At 46.0% G+C, this 26653-nt stretch carries 29 protein-coding genes and 1 tRNA gene; 16 read left to right on the forward strand and 14 right to left on the reverse strand.

What is annotated here, in order from left to right:
* Positions 1–14: 14 nt before the first annotated feature.
* From ABIX36_RS08700 to ABIX36_RS08720, 5 genes are all read right to left on the reverse strand, one after another.
* The gene (locus ABIX36_RS08700) at positions 15–1397 is read right to left on the reverse strand and encodes a pitrilysin family protein (RefSeq protein ID WP_348081773.1); all 1383 of its coding nucleotides are present in this window, start codon (positions 1395–1397) and stop codon (positions 15–17) included.
* Positions 1398–1461: 64 nt separating this feature from the next.
* Entirely contained in the window at positions 1462–2043 is a 582-nt protein-coding gene (locus tag ABIX36_RS08705) for a DUF4230 domain-containing protein (RefSeq protein ID WP_348081774.1), read from the reverse strand.
* Positions 2044–2121: 78 nt separating this feature from the next.
* On the reverse strand, positions 2122–2541 hold the full coding sequence (locus ABIX36_RS08710) for an OsmC family protein (protein WP_128531669.1): 420 nt from the start codon (positions 2539–2541) through the stop codon (positions 2122–2124).
* 310 nt (positions 2542–2851) lie between these two features.
* Positions 2852–3919 carry an NADH:flavin oxidoreductase/NADH oxidase gene (locus ABIX36_RS08715; RefSeq protein WP_348081775.1) on the reverse strand — a complete coding sequence of 356 codons (1068 nt, stop codon included), beginning with the start codon at positions 3917–3919 and terminating at the stop codon, positions 2852–2854.
* A gap of 135 nt (positions 3920–4054) precedes the next feature.
* Entirely contained in the window at positions 4055–4438 is a 384-nt protein-coding gene (locus tag ABIX36_RS08720) for a hypothetical protein (protein WP_348081776.1), read from the reverse strand.
* A 145-nt stretch (positions 4439–4583) separates the two neighbouring features.
* Between ABIX36_RS08720 and ssb the strand changes: the two genes are divergently transcribed.
* Positions 4584–4922 (forward strand): single-stranded DNA-binding protein, encoded by a 339-nt coding sequence (gene ssb, locus ABIX36_RS08725; protein ID WP_348081777.1) that lies wholly within the window; start codon positions 4584–4586, stop codon positions 4920–4922.
* 130 nt (positions 4923–5052) lie between these two features.
* Here the strand turns inward: ssb and ABIX36_RS08730 are convergent, their stop codons facing one another.
* From ABIX36_RS08730 to ABIX36_RS08745, 4 genes are all read right to left on the reverse strand, one after another.
* Positions 5053–5757, reverse strand: coding sequence for an SDR family oxidoreductase (locus ABIX36_RS08730; RefSeq protein WP_348081778.1), 705 nt, complete (start codon positions 5755–5757; stop codon positions 5053–5055).
* The gene (locus ABIX36_RS08735) at positions 5754–5936 is read right to left on the reverse strand and encodes a hypothetical protein (protein ID WP_348081779.1); all 183 of its coding nucleotides are present in this window, start codon (positions 5934–5936) and stop codon (positions 5754–5756) included. Before ABIX36_RS08735 ends, ABIX36_RS08730 begins: the two co-directional genes overlap by 4 nt.
* A gap of 22 nt (positions 5937–5958) precedes the next feature.
* A complete protein-coding gene (locus ABIX36_RS08740; RefSeq protein ID WP_348081780.1) occupies positions 5959–7737 on the reverse strand; it encodes an aromatic amino acid hydroxylase in 1779 nt (592 codons plus the stop codon).
* Positions 7738–7880: 143 nt separating this feature from the next.
* Complete coding sequence (locus tag ABIX36_RS08745; protein ID WP_348081781.1) at positions 7881–8834, reverse strand: lysylphosphatidylglycerol synthase transmembrane domain-containing protein; 954 nt, start codon at positions 8832–8834, stop codon at positions 7881–7883.
* Between the two features lie 213 nt (positions 8835–9047).
* Here ABIX36_RS08745 and ABIX36_RS08750 point away from each other — a divergent pair, with 213 nt between their 5' ends.
* The 7 genes from ABIX36_RS08750 to ABIX36_RS08780 all read left to right on the forward strand — a co-directional run bounded on the left by ABIX36_RS08750 (position 9048) and on the right by ABIX36_RS08780 (position 15063).
* Complete coding sequence (locus ABIX36_RS08750; protein ID WP_348081782.1) at positions 9048–9917, forward strand: carbon-nitrogen hydrolase; 870 nt, start codon at positions 9048–9050, stop codon at positions 9915–9917.
* Positions 9918–10038: 121 nt separating this feature from the next.
* Complete coding sequence (locus ABIX36_RS08755; RefSeq protein ID WP_348081783.1) at positions 10039–11079, forward strand: agmatine deiminase family protein; 1041 nt, start codon at positions 10039–10041, stop codon at positions 11077–11079.
* A 174-nt stretch (positions 11080–11253) separates the two neighbouring features.
* Positions 11254–12087, forward strand: a complete 834-nt coding sequence (locus ABIX36_RS08760) for a LiaF domain-containing protein (RefSeq protein WP_348081784.1) — start codon at positions 11254–11256, stop codon at positions 12085–12087.
* 45 nt (positions 12088–12132) lie between these two features.
* Positions 12133–12468, forward strand: coding sequence for a DUF4288 domain-containing protein (locus ABIX36_RS08765; RefSeq protein WP_348081785.1), 336 nt, complete (start codon positions 12133–12135; stop codon positions 12466–12468).
* Between the two features lie 20 nt (positions 12469–12488).
* Complete coding sequence (locus tag ABIX36_RS08770; protein ID WP_348081786.1) at positions 12489–13523, forward strand: histidine kinase; 1035 nt, start codon at positions 12489–12491, stop codon at positions 13521–13523.
* A complete protein-coding gene (locus tag ABIX36_RS08775) occupies positions 13520–14266 on the forward strand; it encodes a LytTR family transcriptional regulator DNA-binding domain-containing protein (RefSeq protein WP_348081787.1) in 747 nt (248 codons plus the stop codon). Before ABIX36_RS08770 ends, ABIX36_RS08775 begins: the two co-directional genes overlap by 4 nt.
* 92 nt (positions 14267–14358) lie before the next feature.
* Positions 14359–15063 carry a murein L,D-transpeptidase family protein gene (locus ABIX36_RS08780; RefSeq protein WP_348081788.1) on the forward strand — a complete coding sequence of 235 codons (705 nt, stop codon included), beginning with the start codon at positions 14359–14361 and terminating at the stop codon, positions 15061–15063.
* A gap of 127 nt (positions 15064–15190) precedes the next feature.
* Here ABIX36_RS08780 and ABIX36_RS08785 read toward each other — a convergent pair whose 3' ends face one another.
* From ABIX36_RS08785 to ABIX36_RS08800, 4 genes are read right to left on the reverse strand one after another with little or no spacing between them, the layout of a single operon-like run.
* Entirely contained in the window at positions 15191–16078 is an 888-nt protein-coding gene (locus tag ABIX36_RS08785) for a flavin reductase family protein (RefSeq protein ID WP_348081789.1), read from the reverse strand.
* A 33-nt stretch (positions 16079–16111) separates the two neighbouring features.
* Entirely contained in the window at positions 16112–16498 is a 387-nt protein-coding gene (locus ABIX36_RS08790; RefSeq protein ID WP_348081790.1) for a four helix bundle protein, read from the reverse strand.
* A gap of 38 nt (positions 16499–16536) precedes the next feature.
* Positions 16537–17535 (reverse strand): fumarylacetoacetate hydrolase family protein, encoded by a 999-nt coding sequence (locus tag ABIX36_RS08795; protein WP_348081791.1) that lies wholly within the window; start codon positions 17533–17535, stop codon positions 16537–16539.
* Positions 17532–17822, reverse strand: coding sequence for a hypothetical protein (locus ABIX36_RS08800; protein WP_348081792.1), 291 nt, complete (start codon positions 17820–17822; stop codon positions 17532–17534). The genes ABIX36_RS08795 and ABIX36_RS08800 overlap by 4 nt, the downstream gene beginning before the upstream one ends.
* A 668-nt stretch (positions 17823–18490) precedes the next feature.
* Between ABIX36_RS08800 and ABIX36_RS08805 the strand changes: the two genes are divergently transcribed.
* The 5 genes from ABIX36_RS08805 to ABIX36_RS08825 all read left to right on the forward strand — a co-directional run bounded on the left by ABIX36_RS08805 (position 18491) and on the right by ABIX36_RS08825 (position 22677).
* Complete coding sequence (locus ABIX36_RS08805) at positions 18491–19648, forward strand: homogentisate 1,2-dioxygenase (protein WP_348081793.1); 1158 nt, start codon at positions 18491–18493, stop codon at positions 19646–19648.
* 103 nt (positions 19649–19751) lie between these two features.
* Positions 19752–20876: a 4-hydroxyphenylpyruvate dioxygenase gene (gene hppD, locus ABIX36_RS08810; protein ID WP_348081794.1), complete on the forward strand. Its 1125-nt coding sequence runs from the start codon at positions 19752–19754 to the stop codon at positions 20874–20876.
* Between the two features lie 129 nt (positions 20877–21005).
* Positions 21006–21467: a YciI family protein gene (locus ABIX36_RS08815; RefSeq protein WP_348081795.1), complete on the forward strand. Its 462-nt coding sequence runs from the start codon at positions 21006–21008 to the stop codon at positions 21465–21467.
* A gap of 123 nt (positions 21468–21590) precedes the next feature.
* Positions 21591–22088 carry a TspO/MBR family protein gene (locus ABIX36_RS08820; RefSeq protein WP_348081796.1) on the forward strand — a complete coding sequence of 166 codons (498 nt, stop codon included), beginning with the start codon at positions 21591–21593 and terminating at the stop codon, positions 22086–22088.
* Positions 22089–22137: 49 nt separating this feature from the next.
* Positions 22138–22677 carry a hypothetical protein gene (locus tag ABIX36_RS08825; RefSeq protein WP_348081797.1) on the forward strand — a complete coding sequence of 180 codons (540 nt, stop codon included), beginning with the start codon at positions 22138–22140 and terminating at the stop codon, positions 22675–22677.
* Between the two features lie 167 nt (positions 22678–22844).
* Here ABIX36_RS08825 and ABIX36_RS08830 read toward each other — a convergent pair whose 3' ends face one another.
* On the reverse strand, positions 22845–25238 hold the full coding sequence (locus tag ABIX36_RS08830; protein ID WP_348081798.1) for a BamA/TamA family outer membrane protein: 2394 nt from the start codon (positions 25236–25238) through the stop codon (positions 22845–22847).
* On the opposite strand from ABIX36_RS08830, the gene ABIX36_RS08835 reads away from it, so the two are divergent.
* The 3 genes from ABIX36_RS08835 (at position 25229) to ABIX36_RS08845 (ending at position 26300) form a co-directional block, all read left to right on the forward strand.
* Positions 25229–25978, forward strand: coding sequence for an RNA methyltransferase (locus ABIX36_RS08835; RefSeq protein ID WP_348081799.1), 750 nt, complete (start codon positions 25229–25231; stop codon positions 25976–25978). The two genes, ABIX36_RS08830 and ABIX36_RS08835, sit on opposite strands and share 10 nt — an antisense overlap.
* Before the next feature lie 46 nt (positions 25979–26024).
* Positions 26025–26095: transfer RNA gene (locus ABIX36_RS08840), tRNA-Cys, on the forward strand.
* A 31-nt stretch (positions 26096–26126) separates the two neighbouring features.
* Positions 26127–26300, forward strand: a complete 174-nt coding sequence (locus ABIX36_RS08845; RefSeq protein WP_348081800.1) for a spore protein — start codon at positions 26127–26129, stop codon at positions 26298–26300.
* The last annotated feature ends 353 nt before the right edge of the window (positions 26301–26653 follow it).

The following is a 26653-nucleotide window of genomic DNA, read 5'->3' on the forward strand; positions in this document are numbered from 1 at the left end:
TAATGTGTTAAAGGTTATTTAGCAGCAACAAAAAATGTTTTAGCATTGGTTGTTTTGCTTGTTTCGGGGTTGATAATTAAACCAGCTACCGATGGCTTGCCGGTGATGTAGGTATTGATGTATTTGGCAATATCCGCGCGGGTTACTTTTTGATAATTATCGGTAATATCGGTACCATAATCAAACGAGGTGCTGCACCACCAAAAACTCAACTGGCTTGGCAAACCACTTGGTTTTTCCATATTACGAGCCTGGCTGCGAAGCAAAATACCTTTTGCATCGGCCATTTGCTCGTCGGTAAAATAATCTGGCTTGGCAAACTGGCTTATTTGGTTTATCGCTTCATCATAACACTCTTTCAGCTTATTGGGGTTTGGCACAATAAACAAAGTAACGGCGCCGGTATAGTAAGATGTAGTATAGCTTATACTGGCAGATGAAGCCAGGCCCTTATCAACCAAAGCCTGTTGCAATTTGCTGGAATTAAGCCCAACAATGTAAGAGAATACATCTGCTGCAACTGTGGCTGCCGAGTCGGTTTTGTAAGCCGGCCCCTGCCAAGCAAAGTTCATATACGGCGTTTGCGCAATGGTACTTTCTTTTACAAAAGCCTCGCTTTTGGCAAGAGGTTTAAATGGAGGTATAGGGTATTTTTCGTGCGGGTTGAAGCCACTGTTCGCCCAATCGCCATAAATAGCCTCAGCAAGCTTAAAAGCGTCCTCATGCTTTACATCGCCGCAAATGGTTAACAAGCTATTGTTGGGGAAGTAGTATTTATCTTTGATGATCATCATTTTCTCGGGCGTAGCCGTGTTGATGATCTCATGTACGCCTATAGGCATTTTGCGGGTGATTAAATCGCCCCAAAGCGCCTTGTTGGTTTCGTAGTATAACTGAAAATAAGGGCTGCTCTCTGCGCGCTGAAACTCACCATCAACTACCGGGCGCTCTTTGGCCATATCTTCGGCACGATAGATTGGGAAGCGGATAGCGGCGTTCATAAATTTGAGGCCTGCGCTAAGGCTGTCTCTATCAAATGTAAAGTAGTAGTTTACGCGTTCCACATTGGTTGTACCGTTCCAGATAGCGCCAAGTTCCTGTGTACGTTTCAGGAATTTCTCCTGATTGGGATAATCTTTATTCGCTTTAAAAAACATGTGCTCGAAAAGGTGCGAGAGGCCGCTGTACTCGGGGCCTTCGGTATAAGCACCATTCTTTACAGCAATTTCGATGGTGGCCAGGGGTACTTTGCTATTTTCGATAACAACAACTTCGAGTCCGTTTGGTAGTTTTTTCCAGAAATAGCCTTTTGGCAGGCGAGGCTGGGCCATAACGCAAAGCGAGCACAAAACTCCCGCAGCGCTAAGCGCAATTAGTTTAATCAATTTTGGAGTCATATATTCATGGTAATTGTGAACCATAAATATATCGTAAATAAATTTTAAACTGAATTTTTAGTTATTATTTAAAATTCAGCGTTACTTTTTTGCCCGAAACGTTTTGCAGGAAGGGTAAAAATATCAAACGGGCGTTTTCTTGTGCCTTCCCAAGCAAATTCATTTCGCCGGCAGTGGTAAGCATTTTCTTTTCGGCAATTTTGTAAACATCCTCTACCATCGTCTTCGCTTTATCCGGGAACCACACGCCCGATACATCGTACACACGCGACTTTTGATGGTCGAGCTTTACGTAACAGATCTCGGGTTTTGGCAGAACAAGCCAAATGCTGTCCTTATTTTGGGTGATGTCTTCCTTTTTTACTTTGGTAAGATCTATGCATGCGGTCACCTCGCCTACCGCCACAAACAGCACGCGGGCATCGGGCAGTATGGTGTGCAGTTCCTTTTTCTCTACCACATCCTTCATGGAATATTTTACCAGCTCCAGCTTACCCATAGCGGTGATCTTGGATACCATAATGTCCTGATTCACCTCGGTTTGGGTGGCAAATTGCTTTTTAAGGTAGAAAACAAGAAATATAATGGAAGTTATGATCACCAGGAAAAATACCATAGTAACAGAAACGCGGGACCGGAAAGCCATAATGTGTGATTTACCTAATGCTACAAAAAAAAGCAGCGATAGTTTGCCCACCGCTGCTTTAAATAAATAGGTTACTACTTACGCGTAAGTAACGTTTAAAGTGATGGGCACACTTAAAGCTTTTGATACGATACAGCCCGCTTTTGCGCCTTCGGCAACTTCTTTAAATTTGGCTTCGTCTACACCGTCAATTACAGATGCTTTCAGTTCCAGGTGGATACCCTTAATTTCGAGCGCCTGCATATCCAGATCAAGGATGGCATCGGTAGTCAGATCGCCCGGGGTGATGCCTGCCTGGGACAACGCCGCGCCAACCGCCATGGTAAAGCAGCCTGCATGTGCCGCAGCTATCAGTTCTTCGGGGTTGGTACCAATACCATCTGCAAAGCGGGTTTTAAAGGAATATTGTGTTTTGTTAAGAATGGTGCTCTGGGTAGTGATCTCGCCCTGGCCTGCCTGCAGGGTACCGTTCCAATGTGCATTTGCTGTACGTTTCATGATAGTGTTTGTTTTTGAGTTTTTACGAATGTAGTAATATGTTGTATTGATTTAAAATATTGGTTGTTATGATATTGTGAATGACAACTTCACCCGCCTCTCAAAACAGCAATAGGCTATGAGGTGGCATTGATTGTTAAATTTTTTTACCGTTTTATATAAAAGATTGATAGCACTGGTGGCACTAATTATGGAAAAATATGTTAACCCAGTATTTTTTTAATGCATTGATTATCAATTATATATAAAATAAATTTCGAAATTGTGTTAAGGTATGTTAACCCTGTTAGAAAGCCTTTATCGATTGTTCTTACCACTGTGCTCTATCGTACTGGTTCGGCCATTTTACGGTTACCCCCAACTCGTGAGCGGCACGCAGCGGGAAATGCGGATCGCGCAGTAGTTCGCGCGCCAGCAGCACCACATCGGCCTGCCCGGTTTCAATGATCTCGTTGGCTTGTTCGGCTTCGGTTATTAAACCTACGGCACCTGTAAGTATGCCCGTTTGTTGTTTAACAGCTTCGGCAAACTCAACCTGGTAACCCGGTTTTAGAGGGATGCGCGCGCCTGCAACGTTACCCCCGGTGGAGCAATCTATCAGGTCGATACCTCTATCTATTAATATTTTGGCTAATGTTATGGAGTCTTCTATCGTCCAGCCGCCTTCGGTCCAGTCGGTTGCCGAAATGCGTACAAACAGCGGATATTCTTCGGGCCAAACCTCTTTAATTGCTACAATGATCTCCAATAGTAAACGAGCTCGGTTCTCCAGAGAGCCGCCATACCCGTCGGTACGGAGGTTGCTTAGCGGCGATAAAAATTCGTGGATAAGGTAGCCGTGCGCGCCGTGCAGCTCTATTACCTTAAAGCCGGCAGCCAGGGCACGCACCGCAGCAGCCTGGAAATCGGCAATTACTTTAGCAATGCCTTCGCGGTCTAACGCCAGCGGTGCTTCTTCGGCCAGTGTAAAAGCCACAGGGCTTGGCGCAACAGATACCCAGCCATTTTCGGCGGTTGATGGTATTTGCTTACCGCCTGTCCAAGGCAAATCGTGACTGGCCTTGCGGCCCGCGTGCGCCAGTTGGATACCCGCAACCGCTCCTTGCTCGTCAATAAAATTGGTGATCTCTTTTAGCTTGGCAATGTGCTCGTCCTTCCAGATACCCAGGTCGCCATAGGAGATGCGTCCCTCGGCAGATACCGCGGCGGCTTCGGTAATAATAAGTGCGGCACCACCAACGGCGCGGGCACCCAAATGCACCAGGTGCCAATTATTTGCAAAACCATCAACGCTGGAATATTCGCACATCGGCGATACTACGATGCGGTTTTTTAACTCAATACTTTTTATTTTTAAGGGGGAGAATAGATGCGGCATAATGTTCCTGTTTTTACAAATATGGCAAGTTACTATTGCAGCTGTCTCATGGCTTTGTAAAATAGGAAGAGGGGTAGAGATATTACTCTCTGATGGAAATCCGGCGGGTTCCGTGTTAATTTTAATTTACGATACTTAATTACCCTCGCCCAATTTGGCCGTTTCCTTTTTGCTTTTCACCAACAATACCTCGTCGTTATCAAGTAGCAGGTAGCCTTGCTCATAACAGTAAAAGTAGCGGGCCCCCGCCTGGGTTTTGTAGCTGCTGGTAAAGTATTCAAAATCGAAGCCGTTCTTCAGCAATTTCTCGCGCGTGGTTTTTGTTTTGCCGCTTGGGTTCAGTTCTTCGATAATGCGGCGGTTGCGGCGCAATATATTGTTGATGTTACGCACCAGGTTATAGCTGCTGCTGTTGAGCTGGTTATTATAATTATTGCGGCACAGGTCGTTACAGAATTTCTTATCTGCACGCCCATGTAGTGGGGTTCCGCAATCTAAACAGTTTCTTTCTGTATTCACCGGATAAAGATAGCTGTTATTTATCCGTTTGCAAACGCTTACAAATGGATATTGTCGTTTATAAGCATTTATTACCCGACTAATATTTCCGTCCTACCGCAACTTTGTATCGTCAACCAAATAGATAATAATTAACTCAAATAAGATGACAGCATTAAAAAACAGCGTTAGGCTAATAGGCAACCTGGGCATGGACCCTGAAGTGAAAACATTTGATAATAACCGTAAACTGGCGCGCTTATCTATAGCCACCAACGAAAGCTATAAAAACGACAAGGGCGAAAAAGTAACCGAAACCCAGTGGCACCAGATCGTATTTTGGGGAGCACAAGCCAACATGGCCGAGAGCTATTTAAAAAAAGGAGATTCGGTGATCATCGAAGGCAAACTGGCCAGTCGTAACTATAATGATAAAGACGGCGTTAAGCGCTATGTAACCGAAGTAGTGGTGAATGAATTTGTAAAGATGGGGAGTAAAGCGTAAAAGGTATTGCTTGCTATTCCGTCGGTTGAAAACCGACAGTAATGAAGTGGGTTTGAGGAGATGTGAAGAGGTAATTTCATTGCTGTTCCATTTATGGGGCGGGATAGCAGGCAATAATTTATTAAAAGCCCTACGGCGTGGTAACCGCCACGGGCAATACTTTTCCGTTAAAAAATCGATGCCCGGTAACCGCGAAATCGGCAATGTATTTGCCCATTTCAAATGCCATTACCGGCGACTCGTACCCGGGGAAGGCCTGCTCCAGCATTTCCGTTTGTGCGGAACCCAGGGCCAGGCAGTTTACTTTGATGCCCTGCTCTATCAGTTCCTGCGCCAGGCATTCGGTTAGGGTATGCAGGGCCGCTTTGCTTGCCGAATAAGCCGCTAAGCCCGGGAACTTGGCGCTCCCCTGGAATGCCCCCATACTGCCTATGTTGAGGATATGCGAACCTTCGCCCATAAACCTCAGCAGATTTTGAGTAATGCGTACGTGGCCTATGTAATTGCTTTGCAGCATTTCTACAAAGTCGGTTTCTAAAAGCTGGGGAAAGGGTTTGTTAATAAGCACGCCGGCGTTGTTCACCAGCACATCTATCTTGTCATCAAAGTTTGCGGTGATGAATTGCTGCAGCCCGGCATAATCATCATGCACAATATCAAAGGCAATGGCATATAGCTCGCACTCGGGGTTAAGACCTTTTGCAATTTCGAGCAATTTCTCCAGCTTATCCTGCGAGCGGGCCAAAGCCATAACCTTATGCTTGCCAGATAATATAAGTTCTAATACAGCTTCAAATCCTACGCCGCTGCTGGCGCCTGTTATAATAATGTTCATGACCAGTCGCCCTTAATCGGAGGATCTAATTTACTAAAATCCCTATCCCATTCTTTTCTTATTTCCCGCTGCCATTCAACAGGGTCTATGTTAGCGAAAGGATTCAGATGCTTATTTTCGTCTAAAAATTTTTGAATGCGCTCAAGTTGTGATTCGCCCTCGTCTCCCTTGGTTGTCATACCCTAAATTACTACTTTTATATTAAACCACCAATTTCTGTTCCACGGGATGTTTAATGAGATACAACCCATCGGTGATGAGTTTTTTGTATTCGGGTTCTGTAGCGGCTTTATGTTCCAAAAACGCGCGGATCTCAGCAGCCAGGGCATGCTCTACATTTTCATGATCCAGCAGTTCCAGTATCTCCAACGCGCACAGCCAATCATCATGGTGGAATTTTTGCTGCATCAGCCATACGTTGCCCAGGTAGCCAAAATCCTGCCCCCTGTGCCTGCGGTTACGCACCTGCTGGTATAATTTGTGCAGTTGCCTGGTGTGTTCATCGTATTCGGGGTGATGGGTGCCGGTTGCCGATTTATAGGCAATCTCCAAAAAAGCGTCCTTATCCGCCGCGCCACAAAAAACCGAGGTGATTTTTTCACCCACCGCCATATCATAGACACCCCATGCCGGGTCGAACAAGATGTTACCGGCTTCATCCTTTGCTGTACAGCCGATAAAAGTGATCATCTGCACCCTGTTGTTTTCGGTGTGAATAGCTTTCACTTTGCCTGTAACCGTAATGCCGCTTTCAAATTGCAGGGTAGTGTTTTTGCCGATCTCAATGCCGACCACTTTTAGTTCCTGCAACGATAGTTCTTCAAGCGGTTTTTCCAAATCCTTTAGCCTGCCCACCGGGGAGCTAAAACCATCTTTATGATAATTTTTACCATGCCCTTTAAGCTGTTTATTACCTGCCGATATTGCCGCAGGCCCGGTAGTTTTCAGGAAGGAAACATTGCCATCGCTATCGGTGGCCAGTTCCGTAAACATACCCGAAACCTGCAGGCCCGAGCTATACACCGCCGTACAGGTATTTTTACTGTCGATGGCCTTTTGCAAGCCATACTCACCTCCCCGCCTGAACGACATCGTAGCGGCGAATTGCTCCAGCACATCAATCAGGTTCTGAAAATTGGGCGTTACAAAAAGCTGCGGTTGCGTTTTGGTAATATCGTAGCTGTATTTTACCGCATCAATGGTGTATGGTAGTTTGTTTACGTTCTTTGTCATACAACTGGCGCTCTCGCCGATGGAGGAGAGCAAGCCCGCGCCGTAAATTTTGGGCTCATCCAGGCTGCCTATCAGTCCGTATTCTACAGTCCACCAATGCAGGCGGCTCAGCAAAGCCATTTCAGATGGTTCGCCCATGTTATCCTGCCTAAAGGCAACCAGTTCTTCAGCTTTCTTTATTTCGGCCCCATCGGCATCGGGCATCTCTTTTAGGATAGACAGCGCCCTTATGGCTTCGTACAGTTCAAAATCCTGCGCGCTAAACATCGCTTTGGCACCTATCGAACCAAAATAACTCAGGTACTCATGGTAATCCTTATCGGCAATAATGGGCGCGTGCCCGGCAGATTCGTGTATAATATCCGGCGCAGGGGTATATTCAATATGCTTTAACTGGCGAATATCCGCGGCTATCACCAGCACGCGGTATGCCTGGTACTCCATAAACGCCGCAGGTGGTATAAAGCCATCAACGGTAACAGCACCCCAGCCAATTTTGGCCAAGGCATTGTTCATCTCCTGCAGATCGGGTATTTTTTCGATTGTAAGCCCAGCCTTTTGCAGCCCGGGAATGTACGGGTAGTAGGCAACATCTTTTAGGTAACTGTAGTTTTGCCGCATTACGTAACGCCACACGGCGTGGTCTACCGGGGTGTAATGCGCGTAGTTTTGATCTACAATAAATTGCTTTAAATGCGCGGGCAGTGCAGTAACCTGCGGGTTATTAAAATCATTAAATCGGCTCATTTGGAAGCAGGTTTTAAACTGGTTTCTGAAACAGAAACAGCAAATAACCGATTATGATTTGATAGATTTTTGTTTCGGAATATAATATTTTTTTAAGGCAGTGCACCCGAATTTAATTCCGCGCACTTGCCTCAATGGCCGGGCTATTCCTTAATTTCGATATCGCCTTTAGGCAAACCTTCCTCTAACCTGCTTGGTCGTAACACGTAATAAACGCCTAATAATGCTACCGTAATAGAGATGAGGTAAAACGAGATCGGCAGAAAAACCGCCAGGTCCACATCCATCGGAAACACACGGCTTAACTGCTGGAAAACTGTTTCGCGGATTCCCGCGCCGCCCACGCTGATGGGGATGATAGTGGCCAATGCTGATATGAGGAATGACAACAGGTAGGGCGAAAATTTACCGGTAAAATTCTGCCCGAAAAGGATGCAAATAATAGCGATAACCTGTAACGACTGTACACCCAGCGCCTTTAAATGCCCTTCGAAAAAATAGTGTGTATACTCCCTAAAAAACTTATACGCTACAAAGTAGTATATGATGGAGCCGATGGTAAAAATGCCCAGCGGGATGCCGATATGGATATCTATCTGCGGTATTAAAAATATCAGCGCCACGGTGATGAGCCCGATAGCCCAAAGGCCGCTAAGCCTGTCAAACATAATGGCCCAGAAAACTTTTTTGGCGGGCAGCTTATACGTTTTATTGAGCAGGTATATTTTGTAACCATCGCCACCGATACCGCCCGGCAGCAGAAAATTATAGAACAGGCCCAGCAGGTAAAGCCTAAAATTAAAGCGTGGATCGAGGTTTAATTTGATGGATTTGAAATAGCTGGACAAACGCCACGAGGAAATTACCATAGAAAAGAAGTAGCAAACAAGTGCAGCCAGCATCCACCAGTAATTGGCGTTTATCAACCTCATCTTTACTTTTTGTAAAGGCACTTTACTGAATACATAATACAGCAAAGCAAAGGTAACGGCAAATTTAAGCACCAGCTTGGTTGCACTCCATACGGTATCTTTCCACGTTTTAGGCTTAAGCGCCTTCTCCGTTTCATCTACTTCGGTTTCGATCAGATCCTTCATTCGGGTGCAAAGCTATGTTTTTTTTGGATTACACCGATTTTACAGGTTTGATTTCACAGATTTTAACAGTTAAGGTTTTGTAATCCCTACATCAAATTGGTGTAATCATTCGGTAAAACCAGTATAAGTGCTCCCCATAATCGGTGTAATCATTCCTTACAATCGGTGAAATCCTAATCATAAATAACTATTTTTGCGCAAATTTCTATCGTTATGGGTAAAGTACAAGTAGGGTTAGTGCAGATGACTTGCACTGCAAACAAACAGGAAAACCTGGATAAAGCTATTGTTAAAGTACGCGAAGCTGCCGCTAAAGGCGCGCAGATCATTTGCCTGCAGGAGCTTTTTACATCGCTTTATTTTTGTGATGTAGAGGATTACGACAACTTCGCACTGGCCGAATCAATACCCGGTCCCTCAACCGACGCGCTATCGGCTGTTGCCGGCGAATTGGGCGTGGTTATCATCGCTTCCCTTTTTGAGAAACGCGCGCAGGGTGTTTACCATAACACTACAGCAGTTTTAGATGCCGACGGCCAATACCTGGGCAAGTACCGCAAAATGCATATCCCGGATGACCCCGGCTTTTACGAGAAATTCTACTTCACCCCGGGCGACCTGGGTTACAAAGTTTTCAAAACCAAATTTGCTACAATAGGCGTGCTCATCTGCTGGGACCAGTGGTACCCGGAAGCAGCCCGTATCACCGCTTTAATGGGTGCCGAGATACTGTTTTACCCTACCGCAATAGGCTGGGCCACTACGCAGGACGAAGCAACCAACGTGGAGCAATATAACGCGTGGCAAACCATCCAACGCTCGCATGCGGTTGCAAACGGCGTATACGTGGTAAGCGTGAACCGTGTAGGCGAAGAAGCCGGCGTAAAATTCTGGGGCGGTTCGTTTTTTGCCAACCCATTCGGAGCCATCATGCACCAAACCACAACCGATGAGGAAGAAGTTGTAGTAATGGAACTGGATATGAACAAATCTGATTACTATAGAAGTCACTGGCCGTTTTTACGCGACAGAAGGATTGATAGCTACCAACCTATCACTAAACGCCTTTTAGATAACGATTAGTCAGCAGCAAACCCACCTCGTCATTGCGAGGCACGAAGCAATCTCCAGATAGGTATATTCGCTATGCATAGTTCAGAGATTGCTTCGTTCCTCGCAATGACGCTTTGAAATAAATACTTACATGAGCACATCCAACATACCAACCGGACTTCACTTCCCTGCAGAATGGGCTAAACAAACTGCCATGTGGTTAAGCTGGCCCCATAAAGAAGCATCTTGGCCGGGTAAGTTAAACCTTATCTATCCCAAATACTGTGAATTTATAAAGGTTGTAACTGAGGGCCAGTTAGTACGCATTAACGTTGCCGACGAACAGATGGAGAAGTTCGCCAAACAACAGTTGCTATTGGCCGGGGTTGATTTGCAAAAAATTGAGTTCTTCCACTTCCCTACCAACGATGCCTGGTGCCGGGATCATGGGCCTGCCTTTTTGGTGAATTACGAAACCAAGGAAAAGGCCATTGTAGACTGGGGCTACAACGCATGGGGCGATAAATACCCTCCGTACGACCTGGATGATGTTATCCCTACTAAAATTGCCAACCATTTTAATCTGCCGGTATATCACCCGGGTATTGTGATGGAAGGAGGCTCGGTAGATTTTAACGGCGCGGGCACGTTGCTCACCACAACCGCCTGCCTGCTAAACCCCAACCGCAACCCGCATTTAAACCAGCAGCAAATAGAAGGCTACCTGCAAAAATACTATGGTGTAGAACAAATTCTATGGCTGGGCGACGGCATCATAGGCGATGATACCGACGGGCATATAGACGATATTACCCGTTTTGTAAACACCGACACCGTGATTACAGTGGTAGAGGAAAATAAGCACGACGAAAATTATCACATTCTGCAGGAAAACCTGCAAACCCTTAAAACCATGCGCCTGCTCAACGGCAAACAGTTAAACATTGTGGAGCTGCCTATGCCCGATGCCGTAATTTACGACGACCAGCGTTTACCTGCCTCCTATGCCAACTTTTATATTGGCAACGCGGCAGTAGTGGTACCAACCTTCCGCAGCAAACACGATGATAGAGCGCTGGATATTATTCAAAACTGCTTCCCCGACAGGAAGGTGGTAGGCATCGATTCTACAGATATTATCTGGGGTTTGGGGAGCTTTCATTGCCTGAGCCAGCAGGAACCGGCGGTGTAAGAACAGCAGATATTTACAAAAAGTAAAGGCGGTTATCAAATTACGATAATCGCCTTTACTTTTTCACCGACAATTTATCCATACTTACCGACTTCTTCATTTAGATCGCCTATTAGGCATTTGCATATATCAAATGTTACATTAGTTTTGGGTAACAATAAAATTTAACATATCATGAACACCAATATAGACCAACAACCTAACAAAGCCAATGGCAAAGTTATGGCCGGCGGAATCCTGCTTCTTGTAGGCGCCTTCTTGCTGCTTAAGCAACTCAATCTGTTTTTCATACCCGATCATATCGACCTGTGGCCTTTATGGCTGGTATTCTCTGGCCTGTGGATCGGGTCGCGCAGCAACTTCCAAAAATCAAACTGGGTTGTTATAACCGCATTAGGAGTAATATTCCTGTTAACTTCAAATATTGATAATGCCGAAGGCTTTGTTTGGCCGGTAGCACTCATTGGCTTTGGTTTCTGGATCATCCTGCGGAAGAAAAAAACAGGCGACACTTTAGGCGACGCTGATTACTGGGATAAAAAATATAAAACAGGCGTGGCTGATACCGATAAACCACTTGCCGATTTTGGCGACACTACTTATAGCTCCGCTACAGGCGTGCCCCCAACAGATAGCAATACCACCGGTACTCCCCCCCCACTATCGCACGATGATATTTTAGATGCTACTGCCATATTTGGCGGCGTTAATAAAAGCATTTTTTCTAAAAGTTTCAGGGGTGGCGATATCACCAACATCTTTGGCGGCACCGAACTTGATTTTACGCATGCCGATATCAACGGCCGGGCCATTATAGATCTTACACAGGTATTCGGCGGCACAAAGATCATCGTGCCATCCAACTGGCAGGTAATTGTGGATACCAGCGCTATTTTTGCCGGTACAGATGATAAACGGATGAAAAGCATACAAGCCGCAAAAAGCGACAAGGTGCTGATCATCAAAGGCGTTTCAATATTCGCAGGGTTAGAGATCCGCAGCTATTAACACCCAACAGATAACACTATCCAATAACATATAAAACGTAATAACATGAATTGGTACGTAGCAAAATTGGTATTCAGGGTGATCAGCGGCAATGGTGACCATAACGCCCAATTCGACGAGCAACTGCGGTTAATAAACGCCGACACCGAGCACCAGGCTTTTCAAAAAGCAAGTAATATTGGCCATGCCAACCAGGATAGCTTTGTAAATGTTCAAAAGCAAACCGTAAAATGGCAGTTTATAGATGTTGCCGAACTGAATGTATTAACCGGCCTGGCCGACGGCACCGAATTATATTACAACATCCACGAGGCTACCGACCCGGACCTGTACATCGCCTGGGCGCATCATAAATCGGCGCTATTAGGTGTTAAAAATTAACCATATCTAAACCACCAGTTTTGGCATCAGAACAATTATCAGGAAAGAAGCTATTTGGGGCATTCGCTATTTGCGGGGCGGTTTGGGCTGCCCTGCAGGCGTACATCCTTCATAGCTTTGGTTTTGTGTGGATGGTTGCCCTTGGCGATGCCGGTATTAGCGCACTACTGCTTTCGCTGGCTTGCTGGCTCATTAACAATAACCTGCGCTACTACCAGCCAGACCGTGGCAGCTATATTTACCTGCTTGTATGGTGCGGCGCCCTCGCGGCCGGCTGTGCCGCTGCCTGCCGCTACTTGCTGCCCTATTTAGGTTTCGGTATAGCATACGATAACTTCCTAAAGCAATCATTTGCCATCCGCGTGTTTACCGATTTTTTGGCTATAGGGTGGATGGCGATGATCAGTGCCCTGTTCTACTCGCAGATAGACCATAAAAAAACCGAGCAACGCAAAACCGAAGCCGAAAAACTGGCCCGCGATGCCGAGCTTTATAACCTGCGCCAGCAATTGCAGCCGCACTTTTTGTTCAATAGCTTAAACTCCATTAACGCGCTTATCGGTTTTAAGCCAGATGAAGCACGCCGGATGATCCACCAGTTGTCCGATTTTTTACGTGGCACTCTTAAAAAGGACGATCAGCTATTGGTACCCCTGAGCGATGAGCTCACCCACCTGAATTTATATCTTGAGATAGAGAAGGTACGCTTTGGCCACCGCCTGCAAACCGAAATAACCTGTTACGAAAAATGCGCCAAAGCCTTGTTGCCATCAATGCTGCTGCAGCCTTTGGTAGAAAATGCCATAAAATTTGGCTTGTATGATACCACCGGCGATGTAACCATCAGCATCAGTGGCGAATTGGAGGACAACTACTTGGTTATGACCATACAGAACCCCTACGATTCGCAAACTTCCAGGCCCCGTAAGGGTACCGGTTTTGGGCTTAGCGGGGTACAACGCAGATTATATTTGATATTTGCACGCAACGATTTGATGGAAACCCATGCAAATGATAATATATTTACAACCATTATAAAAATACCGCAGTTATGACACGCGCTTTAATTATTGACGACGAGCCATTGGCACGTATGGTTGTATTAGAATATTTGCAGGCTTTTCCGCAGATAGAGGTTTTGCAGGAATGCGGCGACGGCTTTGAAGGCCTCAAAGCCATTCAGCAACACCAGCCCGACCTGATCTTCCTGGATGTACAAATGCCCAAGATAAACGGCTTCGAGATGCTGGAACTGGTGGACAACCCGCCCGCCGTAATATTTGCCACTGCTTTTGATGAGTTCGCCATAAAGGCTTTTGAAGCCCATGCCTTGGATTACCTGCTGAAGCCGTTTAGTAAAGAACGCTTTGTTAAAGCGATAGAGAAATTCCTATCGCACAGTAATGCCGCGCCTGCCGCTGCAAAAACCACCGAGACGCTGCTGGAAATAGCCGCTCAATCGCCCGCGCAAAACGAGCGTATTGTGGTAAAAACCGGCACCAAGGTGAAGATCATTTCTGTACAGGATGTAGAATACCTGCAAGCCGATGATGATTATGTAAGCGTTATAACCGCCGAAGGTGCCTTCCTCAAAAACAAAACGATGGCGTTCTTCGAAAAAACACTGGACCCACGGTACTTCGTTCGCGTACACCGCTCCTACATTATCGCCATACAGCAAATAACCCGCTTAGATCCTTACGAGAAAGACAGCCACCTGGCCATCCTCAAATCGGGCGCTAAAATACCGGTAAGCAAAACAGGCTATGTGAAGTTAAAACAGGTTTTGGGGATATAAAGTTCTGTTATTTTATATTTAACGAAATTAAATTCTAATAAAATACAATATTCAGGTATTTTTATCGTATCTACTGATAAAAATACCAATCCATGCCTAAGCCTATCTTTATTACGTTGTTGTCCTTTTTGGCGATAACAAAACCCGTCGACCTGCCCGATAGCAAACGAGCCAGCGATGTACGTACCACCCTCTGGCCCAGGTTACAGGCAGAACTAAGCGAGCGCGGTTTCGACAGCAACTACCATATTTACCTGCGCATATTTAAGCAGACGGACCAATTTGAAGTTTGGGCGAAACGGGGTGCTAAGTACGCCTTGTTTAAAAGCTACGATATTTGCTACTTCTCCGGCGGATTGGGCACCAAAACAAAACAGGGCGACGGCAAAAGTCCCGAGGGTTTTTATACCATCACCGCAAAACAGCTAAACCCGGCAAGCAATTACCACCTCGCCATAAACATTGGCTACCCAAATCAACTGGAACAGCAAAAAGGCTATACCGGCAGTGCCATTATGGTACATGGGCATTGCGCTTCCATAGGCTGCTACGCCATGACGGACGCGCGCATAGAAGAGATCTACACCCTCGTTTACAAAGCCCTTGCAGCCGGGCAGGAGAACATCAGCCTGGATATTTTCCCTTTTTATATGGACGATTACCACATGCAGGCAAACGCTTCATCACCCTCTCTGCAATTTTGGAGAACCATGAAACCGGGATATGATCTGTTTGAGAAAAACCGGATACCGGCGGTTGCGAGGGTGGTGGGTAAACAATATGCTTTTGCGAATTAAAACAAATTTGTCCTGAGCGACAGCGAAGGATCTGATATACGAGATGAATGTCGGCTACCTGCTTAGCGGCGAATAGATGCTTCACTATCGTTCAGCATGACAATGGGTTACACGACAAACGGGGGAATTACATCAGCAACACCTTCCAGGCCTCCTCAACCAGGCCACTATCCAGCAAATGTTTGGCACGTAAATGCAGTTGCACTTCGCGGGTTTGGCTATCGCCAATGGTGGCATCAAACAGTTCTTTGATCTCGTCGCTTTGGGCAAAGGCCTCTACTTCTTCATCTGTAGGCAAAAATTCTACGTTACCCAATTGCCCAAGGTTATTGCCGGTGAGCACTTTGGAGTTGCGGATGGCGTAAGGGATCGCATCAACCCCAATGCCGATGGTGCGCACGGGCTTGGCCACTTTAAACAGGTTATCGGCAGTAACGCGGCAGTACCAATCGCCACCGAGGCGTGCCACGAGGTCTATTTTCTCCTGATCTATTTTGCCGGTATCGTCCAGCACATCTTCGTTTATGTGGATCAGCTTTATTTCGGCGAGCACCAAATTACCCGCGCCGGGGCCATCGCCAAGGCTGATCACCTCGGTCACCACGCACTCAAACTGCACAGGCGATTCGGCCACGCGGGGCGGCTTAACCAATTCTGAAGGCAGCACTGTTAAGCCGGATTTAACAAATTCATCTACCCCCGCCGGATACTCCACGCTGGAGAGCGACACCTGCTGCACAATATCATAATTCACAATATTGATCACACACTCCGGCACCAGCTTTATGTTCTCCAGTGTATGCTTAGTGGTATTATCCCGCACCCTCCGCGCCGGCGAAAACACACAAATGGGTGGGTTGGTGCTAAACAAATTAAAAAAACTAAACGGACTTAAATTCACGTTCCCCTCCGCATCCACCGTTGAAGCGAGGCAAATGGGCCTTGGGGCAATGGCGTAATGCAGGTAGTTCTGCAATTCTAATGGAGATAGATCGGAGGTTTTGAGGGTTTTCAATGTTAAAAGTTGGAAAGTTTTAAGGTTGGAAGGTTATTTTTTACTCTTATCGGCTTCAAATTTCTTCAAGTAAGTAATCAGGCTTTGTGTTTTACTCGAAAAAAATACGCTTTTATTATAGAGTTCGTCAAAAACTACTTTTTCAACTTTCCCAGCGGAAAACAGTATCGTTAGTTTGTTCCTGAATTCTCCGGATGACCCTTTTGAATATCTTAGGAATCGAATAAAATCAGGGTTGTTATTATATTCAAACCCCTCGGCAATGTTATCAGACATTGAACATGCAGCCCTTCTGATTTGATCCTTCATTCCCCAATCAGACTTCAGGGGCTCGTTATCACAAAGCAGGTAAACACTTACGGCAATATCGACCGCGATTTTCCAAATTTCCAGGTCTTCAAATCTATCAGCTTTAGCCATTATGTTAATCTAACTTTTCAACCTTCAACCTTTCAACTTTACAACTTCTTTAATCCGAGTATGGAAAACTCGCTCTTGCTCTTTTTTATGATATTGCCCAGCATACCCAGGCCGGTTATCTCCATTTCTACCAAGTCGTTGGGTTGCAGCCATTGAGTTTGGTAATTGGGGTTGTTCAGCAGACCTGTACCGTTCAGTTCCAGGAAACAGCCTGTGCCAACCGTGCCCGAGCCTATTACATCGCCCGGCAGCACATCGCAACCATAGGCGCAGCGCTCTATGATCTCGGCGAAGGTCCAGTCCATGTCGGCCATATTGCCGCTGCTTACCTGTTTGCCGTTCACCAGGCATTTCATTTGCAGGCTGTAGGCGTTGCCTGTGTGACCGGGTTTTGGCTCGGTCTTATACTGTTCCAACTCATCCGGCGTAACCAGCCAAGGGCCTATCACGGTAGAAAAATCTTTCCCTTTTGCAGGCCCAAGGTTTAGCAGCATCTCCTCCATTTGCAGGGTGCGGGCGCTCATATCGTTCATAATCATGTAACCGGCAATATAGCTGTCGGCATCAGCAGCTTTTATGTTGCGGCCTTTTTTGTTCAGCACCACGGCAACTTCCAATTCAAAATCCAGTTTCTGGAAATGATCGGGCATGCACTCAATTTCTCCGGGGCCTTGTATGGCGTTGTGGTTGGTGAAATAAAATATGGGGTATTGGTCAAACTCGGCAATCATATCTACCTTGCGGTTGCGGCGGGCGGCGGCCACATGCTGGCGAAAAGCATACCCGTCGCGGCAGGAGGATGGGTGCGGTACCGGGGCTATCAATTCATAAAACAACTCCTCTTTACCCTGCATTTTGCCGCTGCGCAGGTCGTCATTAACCTTTTTGGCATGTTCCATTAGCTCATCTCCACCCCATAAAAACTCATTCATGTTATCGGGGATCAATTTATCGCAAGAGTTGAGGTTATAGATATGCCCTTTGATGTATACGCCCAAATGCTCGCGATCTTCGGTTTTATAGGATACTAATTTCATAGGTATGTTGGTTTATCAGGTTTAATTTTTTTGAGGCTGCGGGTAAGCAGCCTATTGACGATGTAAACAAGGCCGGCGAGGCAGCAAAGATCCCATATCAGATGGATAAAATCAAAACCCATCTGCTCGCCGCTGCCTAATATCATCTTGCCCCCGGCTTTAGTGTAGAAGTAAAATGGAAAGCCGTAGGCGGTTACCCCATCTGCTGCAGCGTCATTTTTTGAGAATAAGTACGTTAAAATAACCCAGGCGCCTATCCCAAACAATATAGCTTCTTTCCGTACCATGGTTGTTTAATTGGAAATCAAACATAGTATTTTTTGGTGAATGGTCAATAGGGAGTGGTGAGTGGTTTTTTGCGAATAGTGTTTTAGCGCCGACTTCTCCGCACCAGGGATTGAAAGGGGCAGCCACGCCGCGAAGGGCAAACGCGCAGGCAACGAGGCTGAAGCGAAGCGTAGCCCGGCAAAGCCCGGCCCAAAGGGGGTGCCATTGTTGGTGAGTATTTAGATTCCGGAATTCGGATGTTCGATTTCGGATTTATTTACCGCAGTACTCTATTCGTTAATTTAGTCCATCCGGTCAGCGTTCACCAAACACTCTCCGAATCAACCACTCACCACTCACTACCCACCATTCTCGACTCACCAAAATAACGCTTGCATCTTCAAATAAAACCCCTAATTTTACCTCACCAATCATGAGTATTAAAAAACAGTTTTACTTTTCCCTCGGGCTCACCTCTATGAGTGATGCTTCGTCCTTTAGGGATGCTGTGCTCGCTACTGCCGTTTTAGCGCAGTATTAGTTTTAAGTTGAAAGAGTTGTAAGGTTACAGTTGTTGAAAGGGTTGTTTGTTATACCGCCTTTCAACCTTTTTTAACCTTTTAACTTCTTCCAACACCTACAAACTTTTACATCAGTTAAAACGTTCTAAATAAACCAATTACTTACCATGCCTATTTACCATACTTTAGGGAGCATCCCGCCTAAGCGGCATACGCAGTTCCGTAAGCCCGATGGCACCTTATATGCCGAAGAACTGGTTTCTACCGAAGGGTTCTCCAGCCTGTACTCGCTGGTTTACCACGCTTACCCGCCAACTATTGTAAAGGCGCTGGGCGAGCCATATTCTGTTGAACCTAAAATAGCCCGCGAAAAACACCTTAAGCATACCAGCCTCATCGGTTTTAATATCGAACCTGCTGACGATTACCTGCAAAGCCGTAAACCGGTATTGGTAAACGCCGACCTGCACATCTCCCTCGCCGCGCCACGTAAAAGCATGACCGACTATTTTTACAAAAACAGCCAGGCCGACGAGGTAATATTTATCCACGTAGGCAGCGGCACGTTAAAAACCGGCTTCGGGAAAATAAGGTTTGAATACGGCGATTACCTGGTTGTACCCCGTGGAACCATTTACCAGTTGGAGTTTGATACGCCCGATAACCGCCTTTTTATTGTAGAAAGCTTTAGTCCGATACGCTCGCCAAAGCGCTACCGCAACGCCTACGGGCAGCTGATGGAACATTCGCCCTATTGCGAACGCGACATCAAGCGCCCAACCGACCTGGAAACGCACGACGAAAAAGGCGATTTTAAGATCCTCATTAAAAAACAAGGGCTTATTTACCCTTACATCTACGGCACCCACCCCTTCGATTTTATTGGCTGGGATGGCTTCCACTACCCATGGGCATTTTCCATCCACGATTTTGAACCGATAACCGGCCGCTTGCACCAACCGCCGCCGGTACATCAAACTTTCGAGGGCAATAACTTTGTCATCTGTTCTTTTGTGCCGAGGAAATTTGATTACCACCCGCTCTCCATCCCCGCCCCATATAACCACAGCAATGTAGACAGCGACGAGGTACTATATTACGTAGACGGCGATTTTATGAGCCGTAAAAGCGTAGTACAGGGGCAAATAACGCTCCACCCCGGCGGCATCCCACACGGCCCCGCGCCGGGTTCGGTAGAAAAATCCATCGGCAAGGAAAGCACAGACGAACTGGCCGTGATGATAGATCCCTTCCGCCCGCTAATGCTAACGGAAGACGCGGTAAGAATAGAAGATGAAAATTATTATAAAAGCTGGGTGGTTTAGAGACGAAGGACAAAAGAATAAAGAGACAAGAAGCAAGAAATAAGATTGAGCGCGAGTAACATAAATCACTCATTCACAACTCGCTCATTCACTAATTAACAACATGGAAACACTAACATTAGATACAAAACCAACCACAACAGATTTTTTGCCGCTTAACGGCACAGATCATGTTGAATTTTATGTGGGCAACGCCAAGCAGGCGGCCCATTATTATAAAACCGCTTTCGGTTTTCAGGACCTGGCTTACGCCGGACCGGAAACAGGCATCCGCGACCGCGCATCGTATGTTTTGCAGCAAGGTAAGATCCGCCTGGTGCTTACTACTCCCCTGCATTCGGACCACCCTATTGCCGAACATATTAAAAAGCATGGCGATGGTGTAAAGATCCTGGCCCTTTGGGTGGATGATGCCTTCGACGCGTTTAAGCAAACTGTAAAACGTGGTGCCGAGCCATACCAGGAGCCAAAATCTATCACCGATGAGCACGGCGAGGTACGCACCAGCGGTATTAAGCTTTATGGCGAGACCGTGCATTTATTTATCGAACGCACAAATTACAAGGGTCCGTTTTTACCGGGCTATAAAGCCATGCAAACCACCTACCAGCCAACCGATACCGGCCTGCTATATGTAGACCATTGCGTGGGCAACGTGGGCTGGCATAAAATGAACCATTGGGTTAATTTTTATGAGGACATTATGGGTTTCCGTAACATCTTAACCTTTGACGATAAGATGATCTCTACCGAATACTCTGCCCTGATGAGCAAGGTAATGAGCAACGGGAATGGTTACGTAAAGTTCCCGATAAACGAGCCAGCCGAAGGCAAAAAGAAAAGCCAAATAGAAGAATACCTGGAGTTTTACGAAGGCGAGGGTGTACAGCATCTTGCCCTGGCCACAGCCGATATTGTAAAAACCGTTACCGATCTGCAAAGCCGCGGTATAGAGTTTTTAACCGTGCCCACCACCTATTACGACGAACTGACCGACCGCGTTGGCCACATTGACGAGGACCTTGGCCCGTTAAAGGATCTCGGCATCCTGGTAGACCGCGATGACGAGGGTTACCTGCTGCAGATCTTCACCAAACCGGTGGAAGACAGGCCAACGCTATTCTTTGAGATCATCCAGCGTAAGGGGGCCAAATCCTTCGGGGCAGGTAACTTTAAGGCCTTGTTCGAAGCGATTGAACGGGAACAGGAATTGAGAGGAAACCTGTAAAAGGATTTTGAATTTCGAATGTTCAATTTCGGATTTAATTTGGAGCCGGGCATATTGCCCGCCTTTTTTTGTTTTGATAATAGCCAAACAGTTTTTCTATCTTTATTCATCATCCTAAAACCACATGCTATGTTACGATTAAAACTATTAATGCCCCTGCTGTTCATCGGCATGGCCTGCCTTGCGCAAACTGAAAAACCTGCCTATAACGCCGCGCTTGCCCAAAAACTGGGTGCCGACCAATACGGCATGAAAAAATACGTTATGGCTTTTTTGAAAGAAGGGCCCACAAAAATTGCCGACGCAAAAGCCGGCCAGGAATTACAGATGGCACACCTGCGTAATATTATGAAACTGGCTGCCGAAGGCAAATTGGTGTTAGCCGGCCCCTTTATGGACGATCAGCCTATTCGCGGGATCTTTATTTTTAATGTGGAAAGCATAGAGGAAGCCCAAAAACTTACCGCTACCGACCCGGCCATAAAAGCAGGCACCTTGGTGATGGAACTGCACCCCTGGTATGGTTCTGCCGCGTTGATGCAGGTGGTGCCTATCCATAACACATTAGAGAAAAAAAGCGTTGCCGACTAACATGCGAACGTATGCGGACAGTAGCATAAAACGCCATGGCAAAGCTTTTAAAACGGCCATGATCTCCATAAAAACCCAACCCGGCAACCTAAACATTTGCGTTGCAGCCGTGTTATTGTTATCATGAAAGCCGATTCATCCGTATCCAGGTTCCAGCTTATCCCGTTTGCCATCAGCTTTTTTATCACACTGGCCATTGGCGGTGTTGCCACGCTATTCACCCGCCCCGAGATCAGGGGCTGGTACCTTACCCTCAACAAGCCGGATTTCACGCCGCCAAACTGGTTATTCCCGGTGGCTTGGACAACGCTTTACATCCTCATTGCCACAGCGGCCTACCTGGTTTGGAAACGCCGCGACGGCACATCGGTTTACAGAACCACGGCCATTATTTATAGCATACAGCTGCTGCTTAATTTTTTATGGTCGATAGTGTTTTTTGGGCTGCACCAAATATTTGGCGGGCTGATCATTATCGTGCTTTTGCTGGTGTTCATCATCCTTAATATCGCCTGGTTTGGCAGATTCACAAAAACGGCCGCCTGGCTAATGGTGCCGTACCTTGTTTGGGTAAGCTATGCCACGTTGCTCAACATCGGTATTTATATACTAAACAAGTAATGGAAAAAACACTATTTTTATTGCAGGCTATATCCCCTCAAATACACTAATGAAAAAGATACTTTTTACCTGCTGCCTGTTTATCGTAGCATCGGGTTTTGCTTTTGCAGATACCGTTTCTATTAAACATTTTGTGGTGAAGGAAAACCCTTTCGCTAAAGACGAGATAGCTATTGTAGCGGTTGATACCGGCAAAAACATCCAGGAAAACGTAAACGGTACCTTCAGCTTTACCATTAATGGTTTTGTAGAGACGCTGAAGTTTGAAAAAGGCACCGCGTTTTTCCGCCATAAGCTGGAAAAATCGAGCTTTATATTTGCCCGCCACCAAAACGACGAAGGCACCACCTCTATGCTGTACTATGTTTACCGGCACGATAGTAAACTCACCCCGGTAAAAATAAGCTGGATCCTTTTGATAGCCATCCCCTTAGGCTTGGTTTTAATAGGCTACCTGTTTAAGCGGTTCATCATCATAGCGCTTATCATCTTCTGTATCTTCCTATACTTTAACTATCACAATGGCCTCAGCATCCCAACGTTTTTCCAAAGTGTACTGGATGGGTTAAAGGGGATATTTAGTAGTTAGAGTATCTTTATCGTCATTGCTGTAAGGCACGAAGCAATCTCCCGATAAGATGAGCGGATTTGCAAAGCGGTAATGCTTAGCGTAGAGATTGCTTCGTGCCTCGCAATGACGCAGTTAAAAAAATCTTGTAAAACCTTTAATCCCGTAAAAAACAGAGAAAATCGTGTTTAGAACGGCAGCCCTATACCAAAGTTCAACTGCATAAAGTTATAGCTGTCGCCTACGTAGTTGCCGTTGCCATCTACCCCGGTGCTGTTGGCCTTGAGGTATGCTTTTTTGAAATCGCCTGATTTAAATAATTCGTTGGCGTGGCGGAAGAGCACCCATTGATCGGCGCCGTTAAATTGCGGATCTTTAAATTTAAAGGCCGCATCCAGCCTGAAGATGAAGAAGCTAAGATCAAACCGCAGGCCGGTACCTATGCCGATAGCTGTAGAGTTGAAAAGATTATTTAGCCTGAATTCCCCGCTAGGGTTATCAGCCGTTTTATGCAGGCGCCACACGTTGCCCATATCCATAAACAAAGCACCTTTAAGTTTTGAGCCGAAGAAGTTATCAACCAGTTTATAGCGATACTCCAGGTTGGCTACCATTTTAATTTCGCCAAACTGGTCGAGGTATTTTAAGCGCGCCCTGGTGGTATCTGCAGCTCCGTTTACGCCATAACTGGCGCGGTTAAACTGCCCCGGGCCAAGCGTACGCGGCAGCCAGGCACGGATATCGTTGGCACCGCCGGTATAAAAGTTCTTTTCAAATATCAGCTGGTTACTGTTACCGTATGGAATGCCAATGCCGGGGCTGAAACGGAATATAAACTGCCGCTCGCCGCCAAGGCTTTTGTACAGGCGGTAATCTATTTCGGTTTTTACGTATTGCGAAAACGCGTTGCCAAAAAAGGTGCGCTGCCCAAGGGTGTCGCGCGGGGTATTAAAAGCACGGCTTAGTAAATTAAGCGTACCGCCGCCCAAATCCAAACTTCCGCGGAAATAATAGAAATTTTCGTACGTGTTTAGCTTGATGGTGTTATACTGGAATGTGTACTGGCTCCCCGATGTAAAGGTAGTGCGGCCGATAAGGTACACGTACGAGTAACGGTTTTGCTTTAGCAGCTCTGCCTTGGCAATAGGGTCGATAGTTCCGCTGGAGAACTCGATATTGATAGGCGTTATGGAGTGCTGTTTAGTACGTGTATCAAAGAAATCGTAGGTGATGGAGTTGATCCAGCTGCGGCGCTGCACCAGTCCTTTTTGATAAAACAAAGAGAAGTTGGTGGAGAATGTGGTATGCGGCACCCCAAATTTAGCCAGGTTAGGAAAATCAAACGGAGACACAATGCGCGGGTATATCAAACTCACCCCTGCTTTAAACTCCTGGTTTTGGATGCCTTTACTATCGCCTGCGTTCCGCCCGCTGTCGAACAAAATGCTCCAGTTCAGTTTCACCTGTAAGGCCGCAGCCTGTTTAAACAAATTACGGTTGGTAAAGGTATTGCCAATATTGTAACCATACCGCCCGCCGTTGAACAGAAACTCCGCTTCCACCCTATCACTCATGCGTTTGAGCGGCGTAATATCTATGCGGGTGTTCAGCCTGTTGGTGCTATCGGGCAGTTTTTCATAAATAGGGCTGGGTACATTCCTAAAAACGTTCAACTCCGATAAACGCGAGGTAGTAAGCGTTTGCATATCGATATCATATAGCCGCCCTTTTTTCTGAAAAATATAATCGGTTACCGTTTTCGGCTTAAACCTGCCCGAGTAATCTACATATCTAAACTGCGAATCTACCTGTATCGTATCGGGGTTACCTGTTTTGCGGCCGTTGCTTTGCGTTACGGTTATCAGTGTGTTATTAATGGTAAAGGTTGGATGCGCCGGTTTATCGGCAGGGTTATCAATGATCATTACCAGGTCTACAATACTTTGATTATAGCTGGAATCGGGCTCAAAGTTTACGTACTGGCGGTAAAAGTCAAAATAACCGTTCCGTTTCATCACCTGGAAGAACTGGTCGCGGTCGTACGCCAGGCTATCGGTATCAAAGCGACTGCCGGGGTTTACGTGCGAGTATTGAGCTTTGGTACGGCGGTAAAGTCCTTTTACATTCGGGTCGGCAATGCTATCTTTATAGTTACGAATGCGGAACATCGGCCCCTCCGTAGCGGTAAATATCAGTTCGGCCTTTTGCTTTTTGATGACGATGGAATCAGACACCTTTGCTTTGAGATAGCCTTTATTCTGCAAGTATTTCTGCAATTGCAGGCGCGAAAACTCCACCAGGTTGCTATCTAAAAGTCGTGGTGCCTCGCCAATATTGCGCTTGCCTTTTTTACTAAAAGTGTAGTAAAATTGCAGGTTTAGCCAGTTGTTGGGTTGCTGCTCTTTATCTACATAGTTAACGGCAGCGTCGGCAAATTCCTTGTCAATACCCTTTAAAGTGAGCGTGCGTACAATGGTCTCGTTTGGTTTTATTCCACGCGTAACGCTACAGCTGGAGATAATAATCACCAAAATACTTAATATTGCAATACGGTAATAGCCGGGTGTTAAATATGCTTTCAAAATCTCAGATCAGTTTACTAACGTCTTTACAACATAAAAAGTTTCGCCGGGAGAATGGTTTGTTTTTGGTGGAAGGTTACAAATCCATCATTGAATTTGTCAATTCCCCCTACCGCATCCAAACCATTTACCATACGCCTGGTATCGCCCCAAAATTGCTTAATTTATCCCGAAAAATAAACTTTCAGGAGATTTCGTTAAGCGAACTGCAAAAAATAAGCGCTTTAAAGAACCCCGCCGATGCAATTGCTGCCGTTAATATACCCGAATGGGCTGGCTTTAGCGATCAGGACCTGAAAAATAAATTCACCCTGGTGCTGGATGGTGTGCAGGATCCCGGCAATATGGGCACCATTATACGCACTGCCGACTGGTTTGGCATTACCAATTTGGTGTGCAGCGAGGATACGGTGGATGTTTATAACCCAAAAGTGGTGCAGGCCACCATGGGTAGTTTGGCCCGGATGAATATTAGTTATACCAATCTTAAAGAGTTTCTGCGGTCGGCAAAGCTGCCTGTTTATGGCGCCTTATTAAATGGTAAACGTATTTATAAAATCAATTTTGGCACTGAGGGACTGGTAGTTATGGGCAACGAAGGCAACGGCATCCGCCCGGAAATTGAAGCTTTGATAAGCAATGCAGTAACCATTCCGCGCATTGGCGGGGCCGAATCTTTAAACGTGGCGATAGCTACAGCGATATTTTGTTCAGAAGTTGCAGGAAAAAGCGCCAAATAAAATTGATTGGCAAATAATAATTACTATTTTTGCAGTCCTTAAAAAAGGTCGGATGGCCGAGTGGCTAGGCAGAGGTCTGCAAAACCTCCTACAGCGGTTCGAATCCGCTTCCGACCTCAGGGTTAAAACATTTATTAAATAAAAGATCATGGGCGTTACTCGTTTAAAAAGAAAAGATAGAAGAAACAAAACTTTCTCTCGTTTAGAAGTACAGTTTTTAAAATTAGCTACTAACATTGAGTTAGGCAGCCGTTCTGCAGAGAAAAAAGATAGCCAGATAGCAAAAAACAACGCTGTTTTAGCTATAGCTGCAGCTAAGTAATTCCTATCTACACAAAGAATTTGAAGGTGTATCAATTAATTGGTACGCCTTTTTTTGTTGGGGTAAATTTTGGGGTGTTTTTAAAGGAACGACTTTTAAGGAAGCACCTACGGAGCCTAATATCGCTTTGTGATTTTTTATAAACACGGTGCTCCTAACGGAGCTTTGAAAACGTTGCTATTAGATAGGCATTATCGTTAAGCAAGAACATGCGGGGTTAAGGAGGCACCTACAGAGCCAAAAATGCTCCATTTAATTTTCTATAAACACGGTACTCCTAACGGAGCGTAATTTACTGTTAGGTGGGCAATTATGGCTAAACAGGATATGCAAGTTAGGGGACATCCACAAAG

It is taken from the genome of Mucilaginibacter sp. (genome assembly GCF_039925265.1).
Taxonomy (GTDB): Bacteria; Bacteroidota; Bacteroidia; order Sphingobacteriales; family Sphingobacteriaceae; genus Mucilaginibacter.

Excerpts from the sequence above, each read along its gene's own strand:
- hppD (WP_348081794.1), top strand. The coding sequence starts at position 19,752 with ATGGAAACACTAACATTAGATACAAAACCAACCACAACAGATTTTTTG.
- ABIX36_RS08740 (WP_348081780.1), bottom strand. The coding sequence starts at position 7,737 with ATGAGCCGATTTAATGATTTTAATAACCCGCAGGTTACTGCACTGCCC.
- ABIX36_RS08730 (WP_348081778.1), bottom strand. The coding sequence starts at position 5,757 with ATGAACATTATTATAACAGGCGCCAGCAGCGGCGTAGGATTTGAAGCT.
- ABIX36_RS08845 (WP_348081800.1), top strand. The coding sequence starts at position 26,127 with ATGGGCGTTACTCGTTTAAAAAGAAAAGATAGAAGAAACAAAACTTTC.
- ssb (WP_348081777.1), top strand. The coding sequence starts at position 4,584 with ATGACAGCATTAAAAAACAGCGTTAGGCTAATAGGCAACCTGGGCATG.
- ABIX36_RS08755 (WP_348081783.1), top strand. The coding sequence starts at position 10,039 with ATGAGCACATCCAACATACCAACCGGACTTCACTTCCCTGCAGAATGG.
- ABIX36_RS08825 (WP_348081797.1), top strand. The coding sequence starts at position 22,138 with ATGAAAAAGATACTTTTTACCTGCTGCCTGTTTATCGTAGCATCGGGT.
- ABIX36_RS08775 (WP_348081787.1), top strand. The coding sequence starts at position 13,520 with ATGACACGCGCTTTAATTATTGACGACGAGCCATTGGCACGTATGGTT.
- ABIX36_RS08750 (WP_348081782.1), top strand. The coding sequence starts at position 9,048 with ATGGGTAAAGTACAAGTAGGGTTAGTGCAGATGACTTGCACTGCAAAC.
- ABIX36_RS08745 (WP_348081781.1), bottom strand. The coding sequence starts at position 8,834 with ATGAAGGATCTGATCGAAACCGAAGTAGATGAAACGGAGAAGGCGCTT.
- ABIX36_RS08835 (WP_348081799.1), top strand. The coding sequence starts at position 25,229 with ATGCTTTCAAAATCTCAGATCAGTTTACTAACGTCTTTACAACATAAA.
- ABIX36_RS08780 (WP_348081788.1), top strand. The coding sequence starts at position 14,359 with ATGCCTAAGCCTATCTTTATTACGTTGTTGTCCTTTTTGGCGATAACA.
- ABIX36_RS08765 (WP_348081785.1), top strand. The coding sequence starts at position 12,133 with ATGAATTGGTACGTAGCAAAATTGGTATTCAGGGTGATCAGCGGCAAT.
- ABIX36_RS08735 (WP_348081779.1), bottom strand. The coding sequence starts at position 5,936 with ATGACAACCAAGGGAGACGAGGGCGAATCACAACTTGAGCGCATTCAA.
- ABIX36_RS08760 (WP_348081784.1), top strand. The coding sequence starts at position 11,254 with ATGAACACCAATATAGACCAACAACCTAACAAAGCCAATGGCAAAGTT.
- ABIX36_RS08805 (WP_348081793.1), top strand. The coding sequence starts at position 18,491 with ATGCCTATTTACCATACTTTAGGGAGCATCCCGCCTAAGCGGCATACG.
- ABIX36_RS08710 (WP_128531669.1), bottom strand. The coding sequence starts at position 2,541 with ATGAAACGTACAGCAAATGCACATTGGAACGGTACCCTGCAGGCAGGC.
- ABIX36_RS08700 (WP_348081773.1), bottom strand. The coding sequence starts at position 1,397 with ATGACTCCAAAATTGATTAAACTAATTGCGCTTAGCGCTGCGGGAGTT.
- ABIX36_RS08820 (WP_348081796.1), top strand. The coding sequence starts at position 21,591 with ATGAAAGCCGATTCATCCGTATCCAGGTTCCAGCTTATCCCGTTTGCC.
- ABIX36_RS08705 (WP_348081774.1), bottom strand. The coding sequence starts at position 2,043 with ATGGCTTTCCGGTCCCGCGTTTCTGTTACTATGGTATTTTTCCTGGTG.
- ABIX36_RS08795 (WP_348081791.1), bottom strand. The coding sequence starts at position 17,535 with ATGAAATTAGTATCCTATAAAACCGAAGATCGCGAGCATTTGGGCGTA.
- ABIX36_RS08800 (WP_348081792.1), bottom strand. The coding sequence starts at position 17,822 with ATGGTACGGAAAGAAGCTATATTGTTTGGGATAGGCGCCTGGGTTATT.
- ABIX36_RS08790 (WP_348081790.1), bottom strand. The coding sequence starts at position 16,498 with ATGGCTAAAGCTGATAGATTTGAAGACCTGGAAATTTGGAAAATCGCG.
- ABIX36_RS08815 (WP_348081795.1), top strand. The coding sequence starts at position 21,006 with ATGTTACGATTAAAACTATTAATGCCCCTGCTGTTCATCGGCATGGCC.
- ABIX36_RS08715 (WP_348081775.1), bottom strand. The coding sequence starts at position 3,919 with ATGCCGCATCTATTCTCCCCCTTAAAAATAAAAAGTATTGAGTTAAAA.